Raw genomic sequence first — 17,346 nt, 5'->3', positions numbered from 1 at the left:
CAGTGAGGACACTGGCGGCGGAAAATCCAAAAAAATCGTGTCAATCCTGCAAAATCCTGAAAATCGTGTTAAAGGCCATGCTGATCTATCAGGTAAATCAACGCTGCAATACCGGCGCCGCCCAGTTCCAGTTCGCGTTTGTTAACGTTTTCAAAAACATCATTAGGTGTGTGGTGAATATCAAAATAGCGCTGTGAATCAGGACGAAAGCCTATTAAAATAACCCCTGGCAGTGTTTCTTTCATCGGTTCAATATCAGTGCCAGCACCGCCAATTGTCAACTGGTCAACCTCATATGGCTCAAGTAACGCTTTCCAGTTGGTGTTCACTTTGGTTATAAAATCTTTGGAGACATCAGAGAAACTGAAACCGCGTGGGGTAAAGCCGCCTTCATCTGTTTCAATAGCGGCAATGTGCTCCTCCTTATTTTGAGCGGCAAGTTCGGCGTATTTGGTGCCTCCTTTGTGGCCGTTCTCCTCGTTCATGAAAAACACAGCTCGTACCGAATTTTTAGGCTTGTAACCTACTGCTTTAAAGAGCCTTAGCACCTCGGCCGATTGCATTACACCGGTACCATCGTCATGCGCGCCTTCGGCCAAATCCCATGAATCAAGGTGGCCGCCTACGGTGATGAATTTATTAGGATGCTCTGTGCCAGTCAGTTCGCCAATTACATTGTAGGATAATACATCGGGCAGCAGCTGGCAGCTTTGTTTAAAGTAGAATTTGGCCGCAGGAAATTTGCGCAGCTTTAACATGGTGCTCAGCTTGTTAGCCGCTTTGGTAGATATAGCCGCAGCCGGAATGTTTCTGCCGTCCTTATCGGCCAGGGTAGCGCCGGTATGGGGGTAATCATCTAAACTTTCGGTCAACGAACGGACGATAACACCTACCGCGCCATATTTGGCAGCAGCGGCAGGCCCCATAAAGCGCTGATCTCCAGCGGTTCCGTAGGCCTGGCCTGTTTCAATAAACCGTGGATCAAAAGCACGGTTAAAGAATACGATTTTACCCTTAATAGCCGCTTCTCCAAGGGTGGCCAGTTCTTTAAGACTCTGTACTTCAATAACATTGGCTGTTATCCCATCTTTAGGGGTGGCAACTGTCATGCCCAGGGCGGCAATAGGCACCGGGATACGGTTTGTACCATCAATAATAAAGGCTGTTTCTTTGGCTCCGCGCATCCAGTGCGGTACCATAACTTCCTGTAAATAAACCTTATCGAAGCCGTAGCTTTCCATCAGTTTCTTGCTCCACTCCACCGCTTTTTGGGCGTTGGCCGAGCCACTGATACGCTGGCCTATGTTTTTACACAGATAGCGCAAGCTCTCATAACTTTTGCCGTTTACAAGGGCTTCGTCATAAATTTTGCGGATCATGAGGGAGTCCTGCTGGGCATGGACAAAGGTGGCCGACAGCATGGCGGCGCATAATAAGGTAAATGTTTTTTTCATCAAAAATGTTCAAAGAATGGATAATAATGTGCGATAAACCTGTAACTTTTTCGATAAAAATTGATACTTTTTATCAACTTTTCACAAGTTTATTTTAAAGTAAAGTCAGTCGGAAACAAATTTAATATTTTGTGGCAATAATGAAAGCCTCAGGAAATTTTATCCCAGCTTAAACCGGCATTTTTTGTTTCGAAGGCATGGTGCAGCACCTGGTTTTCGGGCAGGGCCAGTTGAGGGTCTTTGGCAAAAATTTGCTCTACCGTTTTGCGGGCCTTAAACAACAACTCCTGGTCGGTAGCCAGGTTGGCAACCTTCAGGTCGAGCACACCGCTTTGTTGGGTACCATCCAGGTTGCCGGGGCCTCGCAGCTGCAGGTCGATCTCGGAGATTTCAAAACCGTTATTGGTTTTCACCATGGTATCCAGTCGGATTTTGCCATCGTGGCTTAGCTTGTGGCTGCTCATCAAAATACAGTACGATTGCTCGGCACCGCGCCCTACCCTGCCGCGCAGCTGGTGTAGTTGCGACAAACCAAAACGCTCGGCGTTTTCAATAATCATTACCGAGGCATTAGGCACGTTCACCCCAACCTCTATCACCGTGGTGGCCACCATAATTTGTGTTTGCCCCTTGATGAAGCGCTGCATCTCAAATTCCTTATCGGCAGGCTTTAATTTGCCATGAACAATGCTGATCCTATAGCCGGGCAATGGAAACTCGCGCGAGATAATTTCGATGCCCTCTTCCAGGTTTTTAAGGTCGAGTTTTTCGCTTTCCTTAATCAGCGGGTACACAATATAAATTTGGCGGCCCAGGGCAATCTCCTTTTTCATAAAACCAAATACCCGCAGGCGCTGGTTATCAAAAAAGTGCAGTGTTTGAATAGGCTTACGGCCGGCGGGCAACTCATCAATTACAGATACGTCCAGGTCGCCGTACAGGGTCATGGCCAGGGTGCGGGGGATGGGGGTTGCCGTCATCACCAAGATGTGGGGCGGTACAACGTTCTTTCGCCAAAGTCTGGCTCTTTGCTCAACCCCAAAACGGTGCTGCTCGTCAATCACCACAAAGCCCAGGTTTTTGAATTGTACTTTATCTTCTATCAGCGCGTGGGTACCAATGAGTATCTTCATTTCGCCGCTTTCGAGTTTCTGGTGCAGCACCCTGCGGTCTTTTTGTTTGGTCGATCCGGTTAACAGCGCCACCTCGATAAAACCATCGCCAACCAAGCTGCTGATAGTTTGGTAATGCTGGCTGGCCAATATTTCGGTGGGTGCCATAATACAGGTCTGGAAGCCGTTATCAACAGCAATCAGCATCGCCATCAGGGCAACAACAGTTTTACCGCTGCCTACATCACCCTGCAGCAGGCGGTTCATTTGTACACCGCGCTGGGTATCCTGCCTTATCTCCTTTAACACCCGCTTTTGAGGCGTGGTTAACTGAAAAGGTAATTTATGGTGATAAAAATCATTAAAGTAATGGCCTACAGTGCTGAATACATTACCCTTAAACTTTTGGGTATGCAACATTTTATTGCGCAGCAGCTTAAGCTGCAACAAAAACAATTCCTCAAACTTAAGCCGGTGCAACGCCTCGTTGAGCAAATTGGCATCGGCCGGGAAATGGATATTGCGGTAAGCATCGGCCCTGCCCAGGAGTTTAAAATGCTGGATAATGTACAGCGGCAAATTCTCTTTAATATCCTTAGCGTACAGGCCCAGTAAAGTAGCGGTAAGTTTTTGGATGCCCTTGCTATCCAGCTGAAACTGTTTAAGCTTTTCGGTAGAGTTGTATACCGGCTGCAAGGTAGCGTTGCCCTGCCGCTGCATATTAGCAGGCGAATAAATTTCCATTTCGGGATGCGCCATTTGGGCCTGGCCGTTAAAAGAGCCTGCCTTGCCAAACACAATGTATACGGTGCCGGGCACAATGGCTTTATCAATCCAGTTGACGCCTTTAAACCAAACCAGTTCAAGCGTGCCGGTATCGTCGCGGGTTTGCACCACCAAGCGTTTGGTGTGCTTTTCGCCAACAATTTGCTTGCTGATAACGCGTGCCAAAACCTGCACATAAGGTAAATCGGGGTTAATATCTTTTACCTTGTAAAATTTGGTCCGGTCGATATACCGGAAAGGGAAATGGCGCAGCAGGTCTTCAAAAGTAGCAATAGCCAATTCTTTTTTCAACACCTCGGCCCGGGTTTGGCCCGCGCCTTTTAAATATGTAAGTGGTGTTTGAAAAGGATCCATAAAAGCGGCAGCCCCTCTAAATCTCCCCTGAAGGGGAGACTTTTATAAGCGTGGTTTAAATTCAAAAACTCTTTATTCAAAAGCCCTCCCCTTCAGGGGAGGGTTGGGTGGGGCTTGAGGCCTATTTTACCGCAATAACCGATATCTCTACATTAACGCCTTTTGGCAAGGCCGATACCTGTACCGTTTCGCGGGCAGGGAAGTTGGCTGTAAAATAGGTACCGTATACTTCGTTTACCTGGCCAAAATTACCCAGGTCGGTTAAAAATATGCTGGTTTTTACTACGTTGGCAAAGCCGATGCCAGCTTCGGTTAAAATGGCTTTAATGTTTTCCATTACCAAAACGGCTTCATCTTTAATACCGCTGGTAACCAGTTCGCCGGTGGCGGGGTTAAGGGGTATCTGGCCGGATACAAATACAAAATTACCGGCAACGGTTGCCTGGCTGTACGGCCCGATAGGCGCGGGCGCGTTATTGGTGTTTATTATTTCCATCATTTTTTAAGTATGAACACTTGTATCAGCTTATAGATGATGCCCGCCAAAAACATAGTTATGGCAATTGCATTGATAATATGCATGGCCCGCAGGTTAAAACTGGTGGGCCTGTTGGGATCTTTTTTTCTAAAGAAATACATAATACAAACTTAGTAAAAAAAAGAGCCTCACCCAACCCTCTCCAAAGGAGAGGGCTGGTGATTTGCATCTACCCTATAGCAAGCTTTCGGCTCGTGGGTACCATGCTGGCAGCTTTTAGCGCACTGTGCAAAATTGTAAAATGAACTGGGTACGTAAGCTAAAAGCCTACGCCAGGTTTCTCCCGAATTAGGCCGCGCAAACCTGGCGAAAAAGAAGGATAAATCAAGCTCATATAAGTTTGCCGGTGATAAGTGAATAAATTCTTCTAAATTAAGGCTTAATACAAAAAACAAGCTACAGCTGGTACATCGACAACATCCACCAGCAGTACAAAAATGTTATGATTATTAGATGTCAATCATCATACACTACAAACCAATATTTAAAAACCGAAACAGGTAGCCAACATGATTGAAATACAAGTAATTACAAATTAAATAAAATTTCATTTGTTTTGAATTGCCATTTCTAAAATTTAAATTTACTCCATAAAGTTGTAACTGCTATTGCTTAAAAGGGGAGCAGTTCTTCATATAAAGTAAATTCTAAACCTTATCAATCATGCCCAGTTATAAAATTACTCCCCCGTTTTATCCAATTGTTTATGTTCGCGGCTATGCCATGACCTCGTCTGAAAGAGAAGATACATTTCATGACGCGTACTATGGGTTTTCGGCAAGTTCGGTAGAAAAACGCGAAGCATCGCCTACAAATGGCTACCAGGTTGTTGATATTTTTGAAGGCCAGATGATCCGTTTTATGAAAATGAAGGACTATGGCTATGCCGATTCCATCAACTATGGCCTGCGGGATTTTCATGATAACCCGTCGCGCAGCATCTGGATTAGCCGTTTTTACGATCAGGATTTTATGCAGGGTAAAGCAAGGAGTATAGAAGACCATGCCCGCGAACTGGCTAAACTCATTGTGGAGGATATCCCGAAAAAGCTGCATGAGTTTGGTGTTGAAAACCTTGATACAGACTATAAGGTGATTCTTGTAGCACACTCCATGGGTGGATTGGTATGCAGAGCCGCCATCCAGAATATATTGCAAACCTGCCCTGCATCTGAATTTATTCCTGAAAGCAAAGTGCAAACCCCCTCAGCACTTATCCATCGCCTGGTAACTATGGGTACGCCCCATAAAGGCATCGACCTTGGGAATATTCCTGACTGGATTGAGAACAGCCTCGTTTCGGCCTTGAATCCCTTTGATTCGGGGATTTTCAAACCGGCCCGGATGCGTGAATATTTAAAGTTAAGTGAAAATCAGGAGTTAAATAGTCTTGGTAACAGCGGCTTCCCGGTGGAAAAATGCCTATGTGCCATTGGTAGCGATTATCATTCGTATGGTGTGGTAAAAAACTTTACAGGCAGCTATAGTGATGGACTTGTTAAACAGGAAAATGCCTTTGTTGTATCAGATAAAGATGCCGATGGCAATACAGGTGTTGCCTTTAAGGCCAATGTACACCGGGCTCATTCCGGATATCGTGGGATTGTTAATAGTTATGAAACCTACGAGAATATTCAACGTTTTTTGTTTGGCGACCTTAAAATTGATATTGCTTTAAACAATATCAGTATCAACACTAAGTTTGATGCCAGTATTGAATATTTTTATGATTTTGAATTTGCCCTTTCAATAAGAGGTACAGGCGTTTACCTGCAGCGCCGGGAACAGGATCCATGCGAAAATGCCATGCGGTTTGAACGTGACAAGATACCCGCAGATACGTTAGCACTACACACAGCATTTTTGAATACCAAATTAAACGTTGATCCAACCGATCTGTACTCCTACTTTGTAATGAAATTCGGTGTTTCGGAATACCGAAAGGAAAAACGGTTTTTATGGGACTATAAATATCCATCGCGACAGATCTTTGCAGAAAGTCTGGAAATAAAGATATGTCAAAAGGCTGATGGAACATACGACGCAGGTTATCGCTGGCTCGCAGATATGACCAATTGGATAATGATCGATACTTCAGTAAGTAGTGTTTATAACATCCCATTCAGGGACACGCCATCAATAAGTGCAAATATCCAGCTTAATGCCAGCATTTGGGACCCAACTATATAGTTCTTAATAAAACTTAACCATCAATAAACCTTAACAATGACTGAAGATCCAAACTTACCAGACTTTGAATTTGAAAAGCTTAAGGAGCTTGACAAGGATAAATTAGATATTATTAAACTTTCGCTTGAAATTGCTGCGTTTAAAAGCGGGAAAAAATTTGAGCAGAAAAAATTTAAATGGGAAAATATCAGAGCATTTGGAGTTGTAGTGATAGTTGCGTTACTTACCTGGGGCGTAAACTCATACTTGAAAAAAAGCGAATCTGATTCAAACAAAATGGCACACGCCTGGGGTGAATTTGAACGTTTTACTGAACAATATCGAGGCAGTGGCTTAGAGGATAAAAATAAACTTGCCTGTAATATTAGCGGAATAGTCATTCCATCCGGTGCGGAAGACCTTAGAGATAGTATAAAAAGGTACACTGAACAATGCGAAAGTAATAAGCAGCTTGATTTGCAAAAAAAGGCTGCGGGAACATCTGCGTTTAAACAGTATGATGACGCAACAAAAAACAATATCGCGGAAGCAAATAAATTCGCCAAGGTTGATTCTCTGGAAAATCAGATCAGAACACTGGAAACAAAGCAAAAAAATGCAAAACCGGAACAACTCGCTTCAATTACTAAAAAAATCAAGGCCAATAAAGACTCCATCAAGGCTAATTCATCACCAATTATAAACCAGGTTGCCAATTCGTTGGATGTAGTTAATAAAAATATCATTACTCAAATAAAAACAATCGATGCCCTTAACAATAAATCAAATAATTCCGAAACAAAGAACTTTCCTGTTCAATGGTTTAAAACAGGTTATTATGTTAGGTTTGATGATATCAAAGTAAAGCTCCTATCAGAAAGCAAATCAGCAGGGGTCATTACTGTAATGGTATGTAACACCCCCGGAGATTGGAACTGCGACAATGATAAGTTACCAGTAATAACTATTACTTATAATACGCCCTACTCTTTCCCAAATAATGGGTTTATTTATACGCTCAGTTTAAAAACTATAGATTATGCAGGCAAAAATCCGTTTAAACTTGCGGCCTATGTAGGTATGTCTAAATCTGTTGCTCCTTAAAAAACAGCCGAGCATATCAATGCAGATACTGGGCTGTTGAGGCATTATTAAATTGCATTTGTCTTAATTTATACACATTAACTCCATCCCCTCAACAAACTGACACAAGTTAACCGAGTTGGGGAAGATGTTCGGCCAGTTATCGATCGTGATAACACCGACCACAAGTTCAACGTTCCCTTTTTAAGGCACTCTCCTTTGCAGAGAGTTGGTGAGGCTCTTTGCCTCATCGGCTTAGAAAACGCGGCAAATTCTCGTGCCTATCGCCATCCACAGTCTACTCATTAAAAAAGTAATTATCCTTAGGGTATATGCCAGCGTAGCTGTGGTTTCGGTTACATAAAATTTGCGTTCCCAAAAAGGCGCTGGTGACTTCGCTCGTCAGTATATATTCACCGGTTTTTTTTGTCGGCAGGGGGCTATGTCTTCCGTCGTTCTTAACCCATGGGTTAACGGGAATACATATTCAACCTCAGTAAAATAATGCCTCGCCCAACTCTCCCTAAAGGCTGCTGTGTGTGCAACATTTTTGGCCCCCTTATAATTAGAGGAAAAAAATCATGCGAACGAACCCGCGAGGAGTTTGACCATGGCGCAAGGAGAAATTGTACATCATGTTATATCAAACCCACAACCGCTCCCGCGAGCTTTCAGCTCGTGGGTACCATGTTTGCAGCTTTCAGCTGCCCCACGCTAAGCGGATATGGATACCTCAGCTGGAAGCTTACACCAAAATGCTCACGAGTTACGCTATGCTAACCTCGCGAGAGCGAAGGAATAATTACACCGCTCAGTACAATTAAAAAAAGTCTCCCAAAAATGAGTATCCCGCTTCTCTTTTAATGTCTTTACCATACTAATTACCTGCCCGGGGCAGTAACAATAAACCAATAATTAAACAACTGAAACCCAATACAAATTAAAATTATGAACATTAAAACCAACACTTTATGAATGTTTTTTACCAAACAAAACACCGGATACTACGGCTGTTTGCTGTACTTCTGTTAATTGCCTGCGCAGCAACAGCATCGGCCCAAAACAAGGCCGTTACCGGTAAAATTATCGACGCCAGTACCGGCGACGCCGTTATAGGGGCCACTGTGCTGGCTGTAGGTACATCAAACGGTGTAGCTGCCGATCTGAACGGAACTTTTAAAATCATAGTTCCGGCTAATGCATCACTGCAGTTCAAGAGCATTGGCTATACATCGGTTACTGTAGCAGCCGATTTTGATAAGCCAATGATCATCAAACTGGAGCCATCAAATAAAGGTCTGGAGGAGGTTGTTGTGGTAGCTTACGGACAGCAAAAACGCGCTACCGTTTCAGGAGCTGTTGCAACCATCTCCTCGAAGGTTTTCCAGGACAGGGGGCCTATCAATAACCCGCTCGAATCATTACAGGGGCAGGTGCCGGGCGTTGTGGTTACCCGCACCTCGGCCCAACCCGGTCGCGAAAACTGGAACTTCCAGATTCGGGGGACAGCGTCTTCAAACTTGCAGGACCCACTTATCGTGCTGGATGGTGTAGCGCTTGTTAACAATGCTGAACTGAACTCCATTAACCCGAATGATATTGACAATATATCTTTCCTGAAAGATGCGGCTGCATCCATTTACGGTGCACGCGCGGCATTTGGTGTAGTGCTTATCACTACAAAAAGGGCCAAAGCAGGTAAAATGGATGTTCAATACCTTTCTACTATCTCACAAAAACGGCTTGGCCTTCAACCTATTTTGATTAATAACCGGCAATGGGGCCAAAGTTTGAAAGAGGCCCTTACCAATGATAATTACGGTGTAGCGCCCACAAACTATCTTTGGTATCAACTGGCCGACCTGGCCACCCATCCGCCTGATTCCCTTTATATCGATATTACCAAACTGCCGGGTTATGCCGGTTCGGCCAATGGCGTTTTGTATAACGGCACGCCGCTGCCATCGTTTGGCGATGTTAAGGACTTTACCTTTTTTGATACCAACATGCAAAAAATGTTATGGGGCAATGCCACATCAACCCAACAGGACCTGAGCTTTTCGGGTTCGGGTGATCGTGGCGGCTACCGCGTATCTTTAGGTTACCTTAACGATGGAAGCCAGTTAAAATGGGGATTAAACGGAAACCAGCGTTATAACCTGCGTTTAAACCATAGCTACAAATTTAGCGACAAGGTAAACCTGGAAACCAACATATCCCTTGAACGAAATAATATACAGCAGCCTACACTATATAGCTACGGTGGCTACAGCGCACTGAGCAACTACGGCCAGCCTGGCCTGCCTGCGTTTACTTCAAAAGGACAACCCTACGCCTGGGGAACGGTTTACAGCGCCCCTGCATTGCTTAAATATGGTGGCGATAATAAGGAATCGAACAGCAGAGCTTTGCTCAATTCAACTTTCACCTACAATTTTGCCAAACACCTTACATTTACAGCAGTAACCGGCTACCATGTTTGGTACCAGGATAGCAGGATACAGCAAAAGCAGGTACAGTTTTATAACTATGCCGGTAACCTGTTAATACAAACTAACCCAATAAACGGCGGCAACGGTGGCAGCAATACGTTTTACAACCGCAGCAATATTACCGAGCCGTTTTACAACCTGGCAGGCAGGGTATCGTACGATAACGTGTTTAACAAGGTTCATGCGTTTGGGTTAATGGTTGGCAGTTCATATGAGCGCGATGAGTACAATTATTTTACCACGCGTACCTATAACCTGGGCAGCGATGATATCCCATCGTTAGGAACCGGTGTTACCAGCGGCACGGCGGGTTTTGTAACCAATGGCGAAACCCAGAACCATCTTGCATTGGGGTCGTACTACGGCCGTGCAACGTATACCTACAACAACAAATACAACCTGGAGGTGCAGGGACGTTATGATGGATCGTCAAAATTTATTGACTATAAAAGGTGGAAATTATTTGGGTCGGTATTGGCCTCATGGATTATATCCGAAGAGTCGATTGTTAAAAACCTCAACATATTCTCAAACCTTAAACTGCGGGCAAGTTACGGAACCACCGGTGCCCAGAGCGTGATTGGGAATTATGATTACCTGCAATCACTTAACGTAAATACCGGCGGTGCGTTACTTGGCTCAAACCTGGCTACCTCTGTAACTACTACCGGAAGCCTGGTGGCCCTTAACCGAACCTGGGAAACTGTAATTAAAAAGAACCTGGCATTGGATTTCGGCATTTTAAACGACCATCTTTCAGGCTCTTTTGACATCTTCCGAAATGATAATAATAATATGCTGCTTGGCCAGCTATATCCGGGCGTACTTGGCGCCAGCGCACCGGCGCAAAACATCGGAACACTACACACCTGGGGGTATGAAGGGAGCCTTACCTGGCGGTCAAATATCGGTAAGTTAACCTACTCGCTTACCGGCACAATTACTGATAACCAAAATAAGGTTGTTCATTATGGCGGGGCAAATGTTATTGGGCCGGGGTATAATAATATTGTAGAAGGGTATCCCCTGGGATCATATTTTGGCTTAAAATATGGAGGCAAGCTGCAAACCCAGGTCGAAGTTGACGCTTATAACGCCCAATACGCGCCCGCCGGAAGCACTAATAACGTAGGCCTTCCAATACCATCGGCGCTTGCCAACCCTGCCGGCCAGGTGAGCGGCCTACGCCCCGGCGATAATAAGTTTGTGGATGTTAATGGCGATGGTAAATTGAGTATTGGAGGCACCACGGCAGATAAGGGCGACTTGGTTTACCTGGGATCTGATAACCCAAGATACAGTTACGGGCTTAACCTTGGTTTGCAGTGGAATGGTTTTGATTTTTACTCCATTTTCCAGGGAGTTGGCAAACGGGCTGTACTGCGCACCGGCTCAACAGCAAACTTCAGCGTGCCTTTCCTGTCTATTTTTCAGGGTCAAACAACTTCATACCTGGGCAATGTATGGTCGCCTGAAAATCCGGACGCTTATTATCCAAACCTGCATTCGGCACAAAACAATGGTATCAACAACTATAATTATCAGCCATCAACGTGGCGTGTGCAAAACGGTGCTTATGTGCGGCTTAAAAACGTAGTGCTTGGCTACACCATACCTAAAACTCTGCTGGCACATACACACGCTATAAAAGGCCTGCGGGTTTACTTTTCGGGCAGCGATCTGTGGGAGAAAACCTATATACATGACGGCTGGGACCCTGAAGTTACCAGGACAGTTGCGGGTAACGAAAGGTACCCTTTTTACCGCTATCTCACCCTTGGCGCAAACGTGACTTTTTAATTTAAAAAACGATATCAAATGAAGACGAAATATATCAAGTTCATGTCGGTTATAGGGTTTGCCTTTGGCTTTACTGTAATGTCATGTAATAAAATAACGAACTTAAAGCCGCTTGACCAACTGTCAGACGCGGCCTACTTCAAAACTCCTACAGATTATAAAACTTTTGCCAACCAGTATTACGGCTATCTTAAAAACTTCACCACCGTTAACGGCTTGTCTGACAACCCACATTCCGACGGTCGATCGGACCTGTTTGGCGGCGGCGGCGTTTACGGTTCCGGTACCAACATAGTACCGGTTACCGAGACAAATTTTGGTAACGCCGGAAACTGGAACGTAGATTATGGCCGGATTAGGGCTGCCAATTACCTGCTGGATAAGGCTGCATCTTATCCAAGGCCTGCCGAAATAGCGCAATATGTGGCCGAAGCAAAATTCTTCCGGGCCTATGCCTATTTTGATCTTTTGCAGCAATACGGTGGCGTTCCGCTGATTACCAAACCCCTTGATCTTACCTCGCCTGAGTTGTTTGGTACCAGGGCCACCCGCGACGAGATAGCCGATTTTATTATAGCCGATCTGCAGGCAGCCATACCCGCCCTGCCGGTTTCGTTATCGGCCAACTCGGCAGATTTTGGCCGTGTAACCCAGATGGCAGCCCAGGCATTTTTAGGCCGTGTTGCGCTTTATGAGGGTACGTGGCAAAAATTCAGGTCGGGCGACGCGGCACGGTATAATGCCTTGCTCGATAAATCAATAGCGGCAAGCGCGGCGGTAATGGCCAGTAACCAGTATGCATTGTTTGGCACAGCGGCTTCAAACGCGCTGGGCGGCAACAGCACCGTACTGGGCGACTCCTGCCTGAAATATCTATTCATCCTTGAAAACATCAAGTCGAATCCTGCAGGCATTACCAAAACTGCCAATCATGAATACATACTTTCTACCCGGTACGATGATGTTTTGAAGCCGATTAACGCGTTTGTGAGCCGGAGCAGCATGGCAACAGGCGTGGGGCAAAAATTTGTAAATATGTTTTTATGTACCGACGGGCTACCGGTTGAAAAATCGCCACAGTTTGGCGGCTTTCAAACCTATTTATCTGAATTTCAGAACCGTGATAACCGTTTAAAATACAGCATTAAAATAACTTACCAGTATTACTGGTACAGCATAAATGGCCGTGTTAACTGGACCGGCGACGCGGCAGACAGGGCAAACTCCCTGGGGCCTGCAAAACCTTACGGCTATGGCAACCAAAAATGGATATCGGAAAGGCAAATGGTTGATGGTAAAGAATCGGAAGATTACCCGGTAATCCGCTACGCGGAAGTACTGCTTAACTATGCCGAGGCGGTATATGAACGAAACGGAATAATTTCTGATGGCGACCTCAACAAGTCTGTAAACCTTGTTCGCCTGCGCTGCAACTCAACCAATGGCATGCCGGGGCTTAGCAATGCGTTGGTGAGTACCAACAACCTGGATATGCGTACCGAGATAAGAAGAGAGCGTACGATAGAGCTTTACGACGAAGATTTCAGGTTTGATGATATTAAGCGCTGGCACAGCGGCACAACCGACCTGGTAACTAACGTAGGCGGTACCGCTTATGACAATGCTGCCGCTTTTGTAAGCCCATGGCCGGTATTGTATAAATACACAGGCACCCAGGCACAATTAGGCCCCGATGCTGTAAAACCTGTACCTACAAACGCCAAAGATGCCAATGGCAACCTGATCCTGGATCAAACCGCCAGGTTATTTGGCGAAAAAAATTATTTATACCCCCTTCCATCCCAACAAATTACGCTAAACCCAAAACTAACCCAAAATCCGGGTTGGTAATCCGGTTTGGTTATGAAGAAAGGCTGTCTCGAAAGGGACGGCCTTTTTTATGTACTGAGCCTAACAATCACTGTTTCTTAATATCCAGATTACAGCCATTTGGGTACCGGTGGTTAAACGTCGGGCGCTATTTTACCTATACTTTCGCGGTTACCAATTGTTGCCCCTACACTCGCGATTACAACCAGCACAACTGCGGTATATTCCTGTACCGAGAGATATTCTTTCAGAAATATTAACCCGCAAATGGCGCCGACGGCGGGCTCCATGCTCATGAGGATGCTGAAGGTTTTGGTGGGAATGTATTTGAGGCCATACATCTCTAACGAAAACGGAACAGCGCTGCAAAATAACGCCAATCCTACGGCCGGGATAATCATGCTGCTGTTAAAGTTCAGCATGCCACCACTTGCGAAGGCAAATGGCAATGTCACAATTAATGCAAACAGCATACCTATGGTAACAGCCTGCCCGCCATTTAACACTGCCGATACCCTGCGGCCCAAAACAATATACCCGGCCCAAAAAGCGCCGGCCAGCAGGGCCATGCCCGCGCCAAATAAATCAATGTTGGTGTTGTTCCAGGGTGTCATCAATGCTATCCCGGCAGTTGCCAGCAATACCCATAAAAATTCGATTAGCCGTTTTGAGCTGAATACCACCAGCAGCAGCGGCCCCATAAACTCAAGGGTAACTGCTATCCCGAGGGGAATGCGCGATAAGGACAGGTAGTAAATTAAATTCATGGCCCCAAGGCACACCCCATAAGGGATAACCGCTTGCCATTGTACTTTTGTCAGGGTTTTTAATCCGGGCTTGTTCACGGCAAGCAGTATCAGTACTGATAAGCCTATCCGCAAGGTGGCGGTAACTGAAGCACCAAGCGCAGGGAACAATCCCTTAGCTATAGCCGCCCCTATTTGCACACTTAATATCGAACCTAAAACTGCCATTAATGGGCGTATGGGTATTTTGTTTTTTTGCATTGATGAGATGCGGTTAGTTTGAAGCAAAATTAATCATGATGAGACCAATACGGCCCTGGTCAAAGATTTTCTTTTCAAAATAAAATAGACGGTTGTTAAAAGTACGATATAAACTAATAGATTTTGCCATGGATAGCCTATTTGGTAATTGATCACTGCACCCGCATTTCGAGAAGTTCTCATAAGCCACACGGGTGTAGATAACACGAACGCAAATCTTATTATATATATAAAGCCCCATAAATTAAATATCACCATTAAAGCGTATATCGACTTACTAAGCTTTTTAAACCATAATATTTGGGGCACCAACAATTTACAGGCGATCTCTGCAAAACCTAAGTACCAAAACGGGCCGGTGTAACGATTAACAAAAACATACTGCTCGTATTCTGCCTGCGAATAATAGGCCATAAAAAATTCGGCAAATAATGATACTAAAAATATTGCCGATCCAAAAAGCAAACAGGTGTTGACAGACTGTATCAACACTTGTTTATCAATATTAAATAGCCGGATTTTAAAAAGATGAGCAACAATAAGCAAGGGCGTTATAACGAAGGTAACTTCGAAGACAGCTCCTGTAATAACATTTACAATATTGTTAATTTCCATACTCCCAGCCATTTAGCGTATTGGCTTCGGAAACACCGGCAAACTCTCATGCCCATCAACATCTACCGATTGCACCGCAAAGAAGTAATTATCCTTTGAATAAGCAAGCGTAGCCGTGGTATCGGTTACATAAAATTTACGTTCCCAAAAGGCGCTGGTGGTTTCGCGCATCAGTACGTAATAGCCTGCGGGCTTTTTGCCGGTAGACGGTGCTTCCCAGGTAAGCTTCGTTTTATTGGTAAGGTCGCTGGTTACAATGCCTACGTTTTGGGGCCGGGCGGGTGCCAAGGCCAGGTTGGCTAATACCGAGAGGTTCATACGGGCTACTTTTTGTACGTAGTTAAAATCTACAAAGTCTGGCAGGTCGCCGTAGTCTACACCGTTTTCTGTGCGGATGTTCTGGTGCTGGCGGTTAAAATCTTCGTTCATTTCGGTGAAGCGTACAGCGGTGAAACCCTGCTCCAAAAACGGCAGGTGATCGCCGCCGCGCAGGTAGCGGTCGCGGCGGTAAATGAGTTTTACATCCAGCTGGTCAACATAGCGTTCGCCGGTTTCCTTGGCATAGCGGGCCAGCTCGCGCGAGGGACTGTCGTTTTCGCCACCTAATGATTTTAGCGCCGCCACCTGTTTATCGGTAGCATTGGTGGGAATGCCATCGCTGAAAACCCGCACGCTGCGGTTATCCTTCAGGTCGGTTTCCATGCCATGGGTATTGCCTACAATATCATTGTTCAGCATGGCATCAACATTCCAGTTTTCGGCTTTGGCGCGTTTGGCCACATTGGTTGAGCCGTAAAGTCCCTGCTCCTCGCCTACCACGGTCATAAAAATTATGGTGGCCGGGAATGCTCGTTTAGCCATCACCTTTGCCAGCTCCATAGAAAGCGCCGTGCCCGATGCATCATCATTGGCGCCCGGCTCTACCCCGTTAGCATCCATCACATCATTAATCCGCGAATCATAATGACCCGATACCAGGTACACCCGGGTATCGGTTGCATCGGTACCTTTTAGTATCGCCAGTACGTTTTTAAGCTTTACGGGTTTATCAATGCGGGTTCCTTTTGGCTGAGTGAATGTATCAAATTGAACTGTCATACGGCCATTTGATTCCAGCGCGTATTTTTCCATTTCGCCCTTTATCCAGTTTCGCGCCGCACCGCTGCCGGTGGTTTTGCTTGTGGTGTCGCTCAAGGTATGGCGGCTTTTGAATGTTACCAGTTTGCGAATGGTAGCCTCGATGTTTTTGGACGATACCTCATCAACCATTTGTTTAATCTGCGCATCTTGTTTAATGATGGTTTGGGCAGAGGTGGTGGCGGTGATGAAGAGGAGGAAGATGGTGATGTATTTCATATGGTGGATGATTTTTTTTAAAATTTTTCCTGTAGAGACGCATAATTGCGTCTCCCGCGTTCAGGTACAAAGTTTAATTCCGTAGTATTTTCGAAATTGCGTTCTTCTCTTGATTGTCCTATCAATGTGATACTTTCAACTATTGGTTTGAATGTCCTATGGGAAACGCAATTATGCGTCTCTATAGAAAATAACACTTCTCTAAAAATAAAGATTCTCAAACCCGTCATTATCTGCCAGCCAATTTCTCGGATTATTATAAATGTACTCACGAATGTTATTATATTCTTTATCATCTCTGATAACCCTGTCATAATACCGGGGCTGCCAGGCAAAATCTATCTCGTTATCATTGGCAAATGTTGTTATCGATGACTTATACCCACGTAAAACCGCCGCCAAATTTCCTTTTTGTGCGCCAAATTTATTTACTTCCCATGATGTTTTATCGGGCTTATCAATAAAAAGGATCGCATGCATATGGTCTGGCATTATGCAGAAATCGTCGAGCTTAACAAATGGATGCAATTCCGGTATTTTTAACCAATTATCATGGGCAATCTTGCCTATATCCGTATATTCGACAAAAGCGTCGCCCAAGTTTTCGGGTTGAATAACCTCGCCCAAATAATGAATACGATGTTTAGTACAAATAGTCACAAAATATAAACCATGCGAACCGTAGTCCCATCCTGCGAGACGGGGCGATGAGATCCTATATTTCTTTTGGTACTTATCTTCCATTTGTTG

General features: G+C 45.0%; 11 protein-coding genes. 4 read left to right on the top strand and 7 right to left on the bottom strand.

Annotated features, from left to right (window positions below; genetic code table 11):
* Positions 1-68 precede the first annotated feature (68 nt).
* From AC1RM2_RS19360 to AC1RM2_RS19345, 4 genes are all read right to left on the bottom strand, one after another.
* Positions 69-1,454 (bottom strand): M20/M25/M40 family metallo-hydrolase, encoded by a 1,386-nt coding sequence (locus tag AC1RM2_RS19360; protein WP_492986806.1) that lies wholly within the window; start codon positions 1,452-1,454, stop codon positions 69-71.
* A gap of 149 nt (positions 1,455-1,603) precedes the next feature.
* A complete protein-coding gene (gene recG, locus AC1RM2_RS19355; RefSeq protein WP_492986805.1) occupies positions 1,604-3,706 on the bottom strand; it encodes an ATP-dependent DNA helicase RecG in 2,103 nt (700 codons plus the stop codon).
* Positions 3,707-3,827: 121 nt separating this feature from the next.
* Positions 3,828-4,205, bottom strand: a complete 378-nt coding sequence (locus AC1RM2_RS19350; RefSeq protein ID WP_477414940.1) for a RidA family protein — start codon at positions 4,203-4,205, stop codon at positions 3,828-3,830.
* Positions 4,202-4,345: a DUF6728 family protein gene (locus tag AC1RM2_RS19345; RefSeq protein ID WP_317131370.1), complete on the bottom strand. Its 144-nt coding sequence runs from the start codon at positions 4,343-4,345 to the stop codon at positions 4,202-4,204. The genes AC1RM2_RS19350 and AC1RM2_RS19345 overlap by 4 nt, the downstream gene beginning before the upstream one ends.
* Before the next feature lie 562 nt (positions 4,346-4,907).
* Between AC1RM2_RS19345 and AC1RM2_RS19340 the strand changes: the two genes are divergently transcribed.
* The 4 genes from AC1RM2_RS19340 (at position 4,908) to AC1RM2_RS19325 (ending at position 13,639) form a co-directional block, all read left to right on the top strand.
* Complete coding sequence (locus tag AC1RM2_RS19340; RefSeq protein WP_492986804.1) at positions 4,908-6,434, top strand: esterase/lipase family protein; 1,527 nt, start codon at positions 4,908-4,910, stop codon at positions 6,432-6,434.
* A 36-nt stretch (positions 6,435-6,470) separates the two neighbouring features.
* The gene (locus AC1RM2_RS19335; RefSeq protein WP_492986803.1) at positions 6,471-7,517 is read left to right on the top strand and encodes a hypothetical protein; all 1,047 of its coding nucleotides are present in this window, start codon (positions 6,471-6,473) and stop codon (positions 7,515-7,517) included.
* Between the two features lie 950 nt (positions 7,518-8,467).
* Positions 8,468-11,788 (top strand): SusC/RagA family TonB-linked outer membrane protein, encoded by a 3,321-nt coding sequence (locus AC1RM2_RS19330; protein ID WP_492986802.1) that lies wholly within the window; start codon positions 8,468-8,470, stop codon positions 11,786-11,788.
* Positions 11,789-11,806: 18 nt separating this feature from the next.
* The gene (locus AC1RM2_RS19325; protein WP_492986801.1) at positions 11,807-13,639 is read left to right on the top strand and encodes a RagB/SusD family nutrient uptake outer membrane protein; all 1,833 of its coding nucleotides are present in this window, start codon (positions 11,807-11,809) and stop codon (positions 13,637-13,639) included.
* A 113-nt stretch (positions 13,640-13,752) separates the two neighbouring features.
* Here AC1RM2_RS19325 and AC1RM2_RS19320 read toward each other — a convergent pair whose 3' ends face one another.
* The 3 genes from AC1RM2_RS19320 to AC1RM2_RS19310 all read right to left on the bottom strand — a co-directional run bounded on the left by AC1RM2_RS19320 (position 13,753) and on the right by AC1RM2_RS19310 (position 17,340).
* A complete protein-coding gene (locus AC1RM2_RS19320) occupies positions 13,753-14,625 on the bottom strand; it encodes an EamA family transporter (protein WP_492986800.1) in 873 nt (290 codons plus the stop codon).
* 627 nt (positions 14,626-15,252) lie between these two features.
* Positions 15,253-16,596 (bottom strand): M28 family peptidase, encoded by a 1,344-nt coding sequence (locus AC1RM2_RS19315; RefSeq protein WP_492986799.1) that lies wholly within the window; start codon positions 16,594-16,596, stop codon positions 15,253-15,255.
* 201 nt (positions 16,597-16,797) lie between these two features.
* Positions 16,798-17,340 carry a transposase gene (locus tag AC1RM2_RS19310; protein WP_492986798.1) on the bottom strand — a complete coding sequence of 181 codons (543 nt, stop codon included), beginning with the start codon at positions 17,338-17,340 and terminating at the stop codon, positions 16,798-16,800.
* Positions 17,341-17,346: the final 6 nt, after the last annotated feature.

It is taken from the genome of Mucilaginibacter sp. GW822-FHT03E02 (assembly GCF_058801545.1).
This window is presented reverse-complemented; position numbering and strand designations above follow the sequence as displayed.

Excerpts from the sequence above, each read along its gene's own strand:
- AC1RM2_RS19330 (WP_492986802.1), top strand. The coding sequence starts at position 8,468 with ATGAATGTTTTTTACCAAACAAAACACCGGATACTACGGCTGTTTGCT.
- AC1RM2_RS19310 (WP_492986798.1), bottom strand. The coding sequence starts at position 17,340 with ATGGAAGATAAGTACCAAAAGAAATATAGGATCTCATCGCCCCGTCTC.
- AC1RM2_RS19345 (WP_317131370.1), bottom strand. The coding sequence starts at position 4,345 with ATGTATTTCTTTAGAAAAAAAGATCCCAACAGGCCCACCAGTTTTAAC.
- AC1RM2_RS19315 (WP_492986799.1), bottom strand. The coding sequence starts at position 16,596 with ATGAAATACATCACCATCTTCCTCCTCTTCATCACCGCCACCACCTCT.
- AC1RM2_RS19340 (WP_492986804.1), top strand. The coding sequence starts at position 4,908 with ATGCCCAGTTATAAAATTACTCCCCCGTTTTATCCAATTGTTTATGTT.
- AC1RM2_RS19335 (WP_492986803.1), top strand. The coding sequence starts at position 6,471 with ATGACTGAAGATCCAAACTTACCAGACTTTGAATTTGAAAAGCTTAAG.
- AC1RM2_RS19325 (WP_492986801.1), top strand. The coding sequence starts at position 11,807 with ATGAAGACGAAATATATCAAGTTCATGTCGGTTATAGGGTTTGCCTTT.
- AC1RM2_RS19360 (WP_492986806.1), bottom strand. The coding sequence starts at position 1,454 with ATGAAAAAAACATTTACCTTATTATGCGCCGCCATGCTGTCGGCCACC.
- AC1RM2_RS19350 (WP_477414940.1), bottom strand. The coding sequence starts at position 4,205 with ATGATGGAAATAATAAACACCAATAACGCGCCCGCGCCTATCGGGCCG.
- AC1RM2_RS19320 (WP_492986800.1), bottom strand. The coding sequence starts at position 14,625 with ATGCAAAAAAACAAAATACCCATACGCCCATTAATGGCAGTTTTAGGT.
- recG (WP_492986805.1), bottom strand. The coding sequence starts at position 3,706 with ATGGATCCTTTTCAAACACCACTTACATATTTAAAAGGCGCGGGCCAA.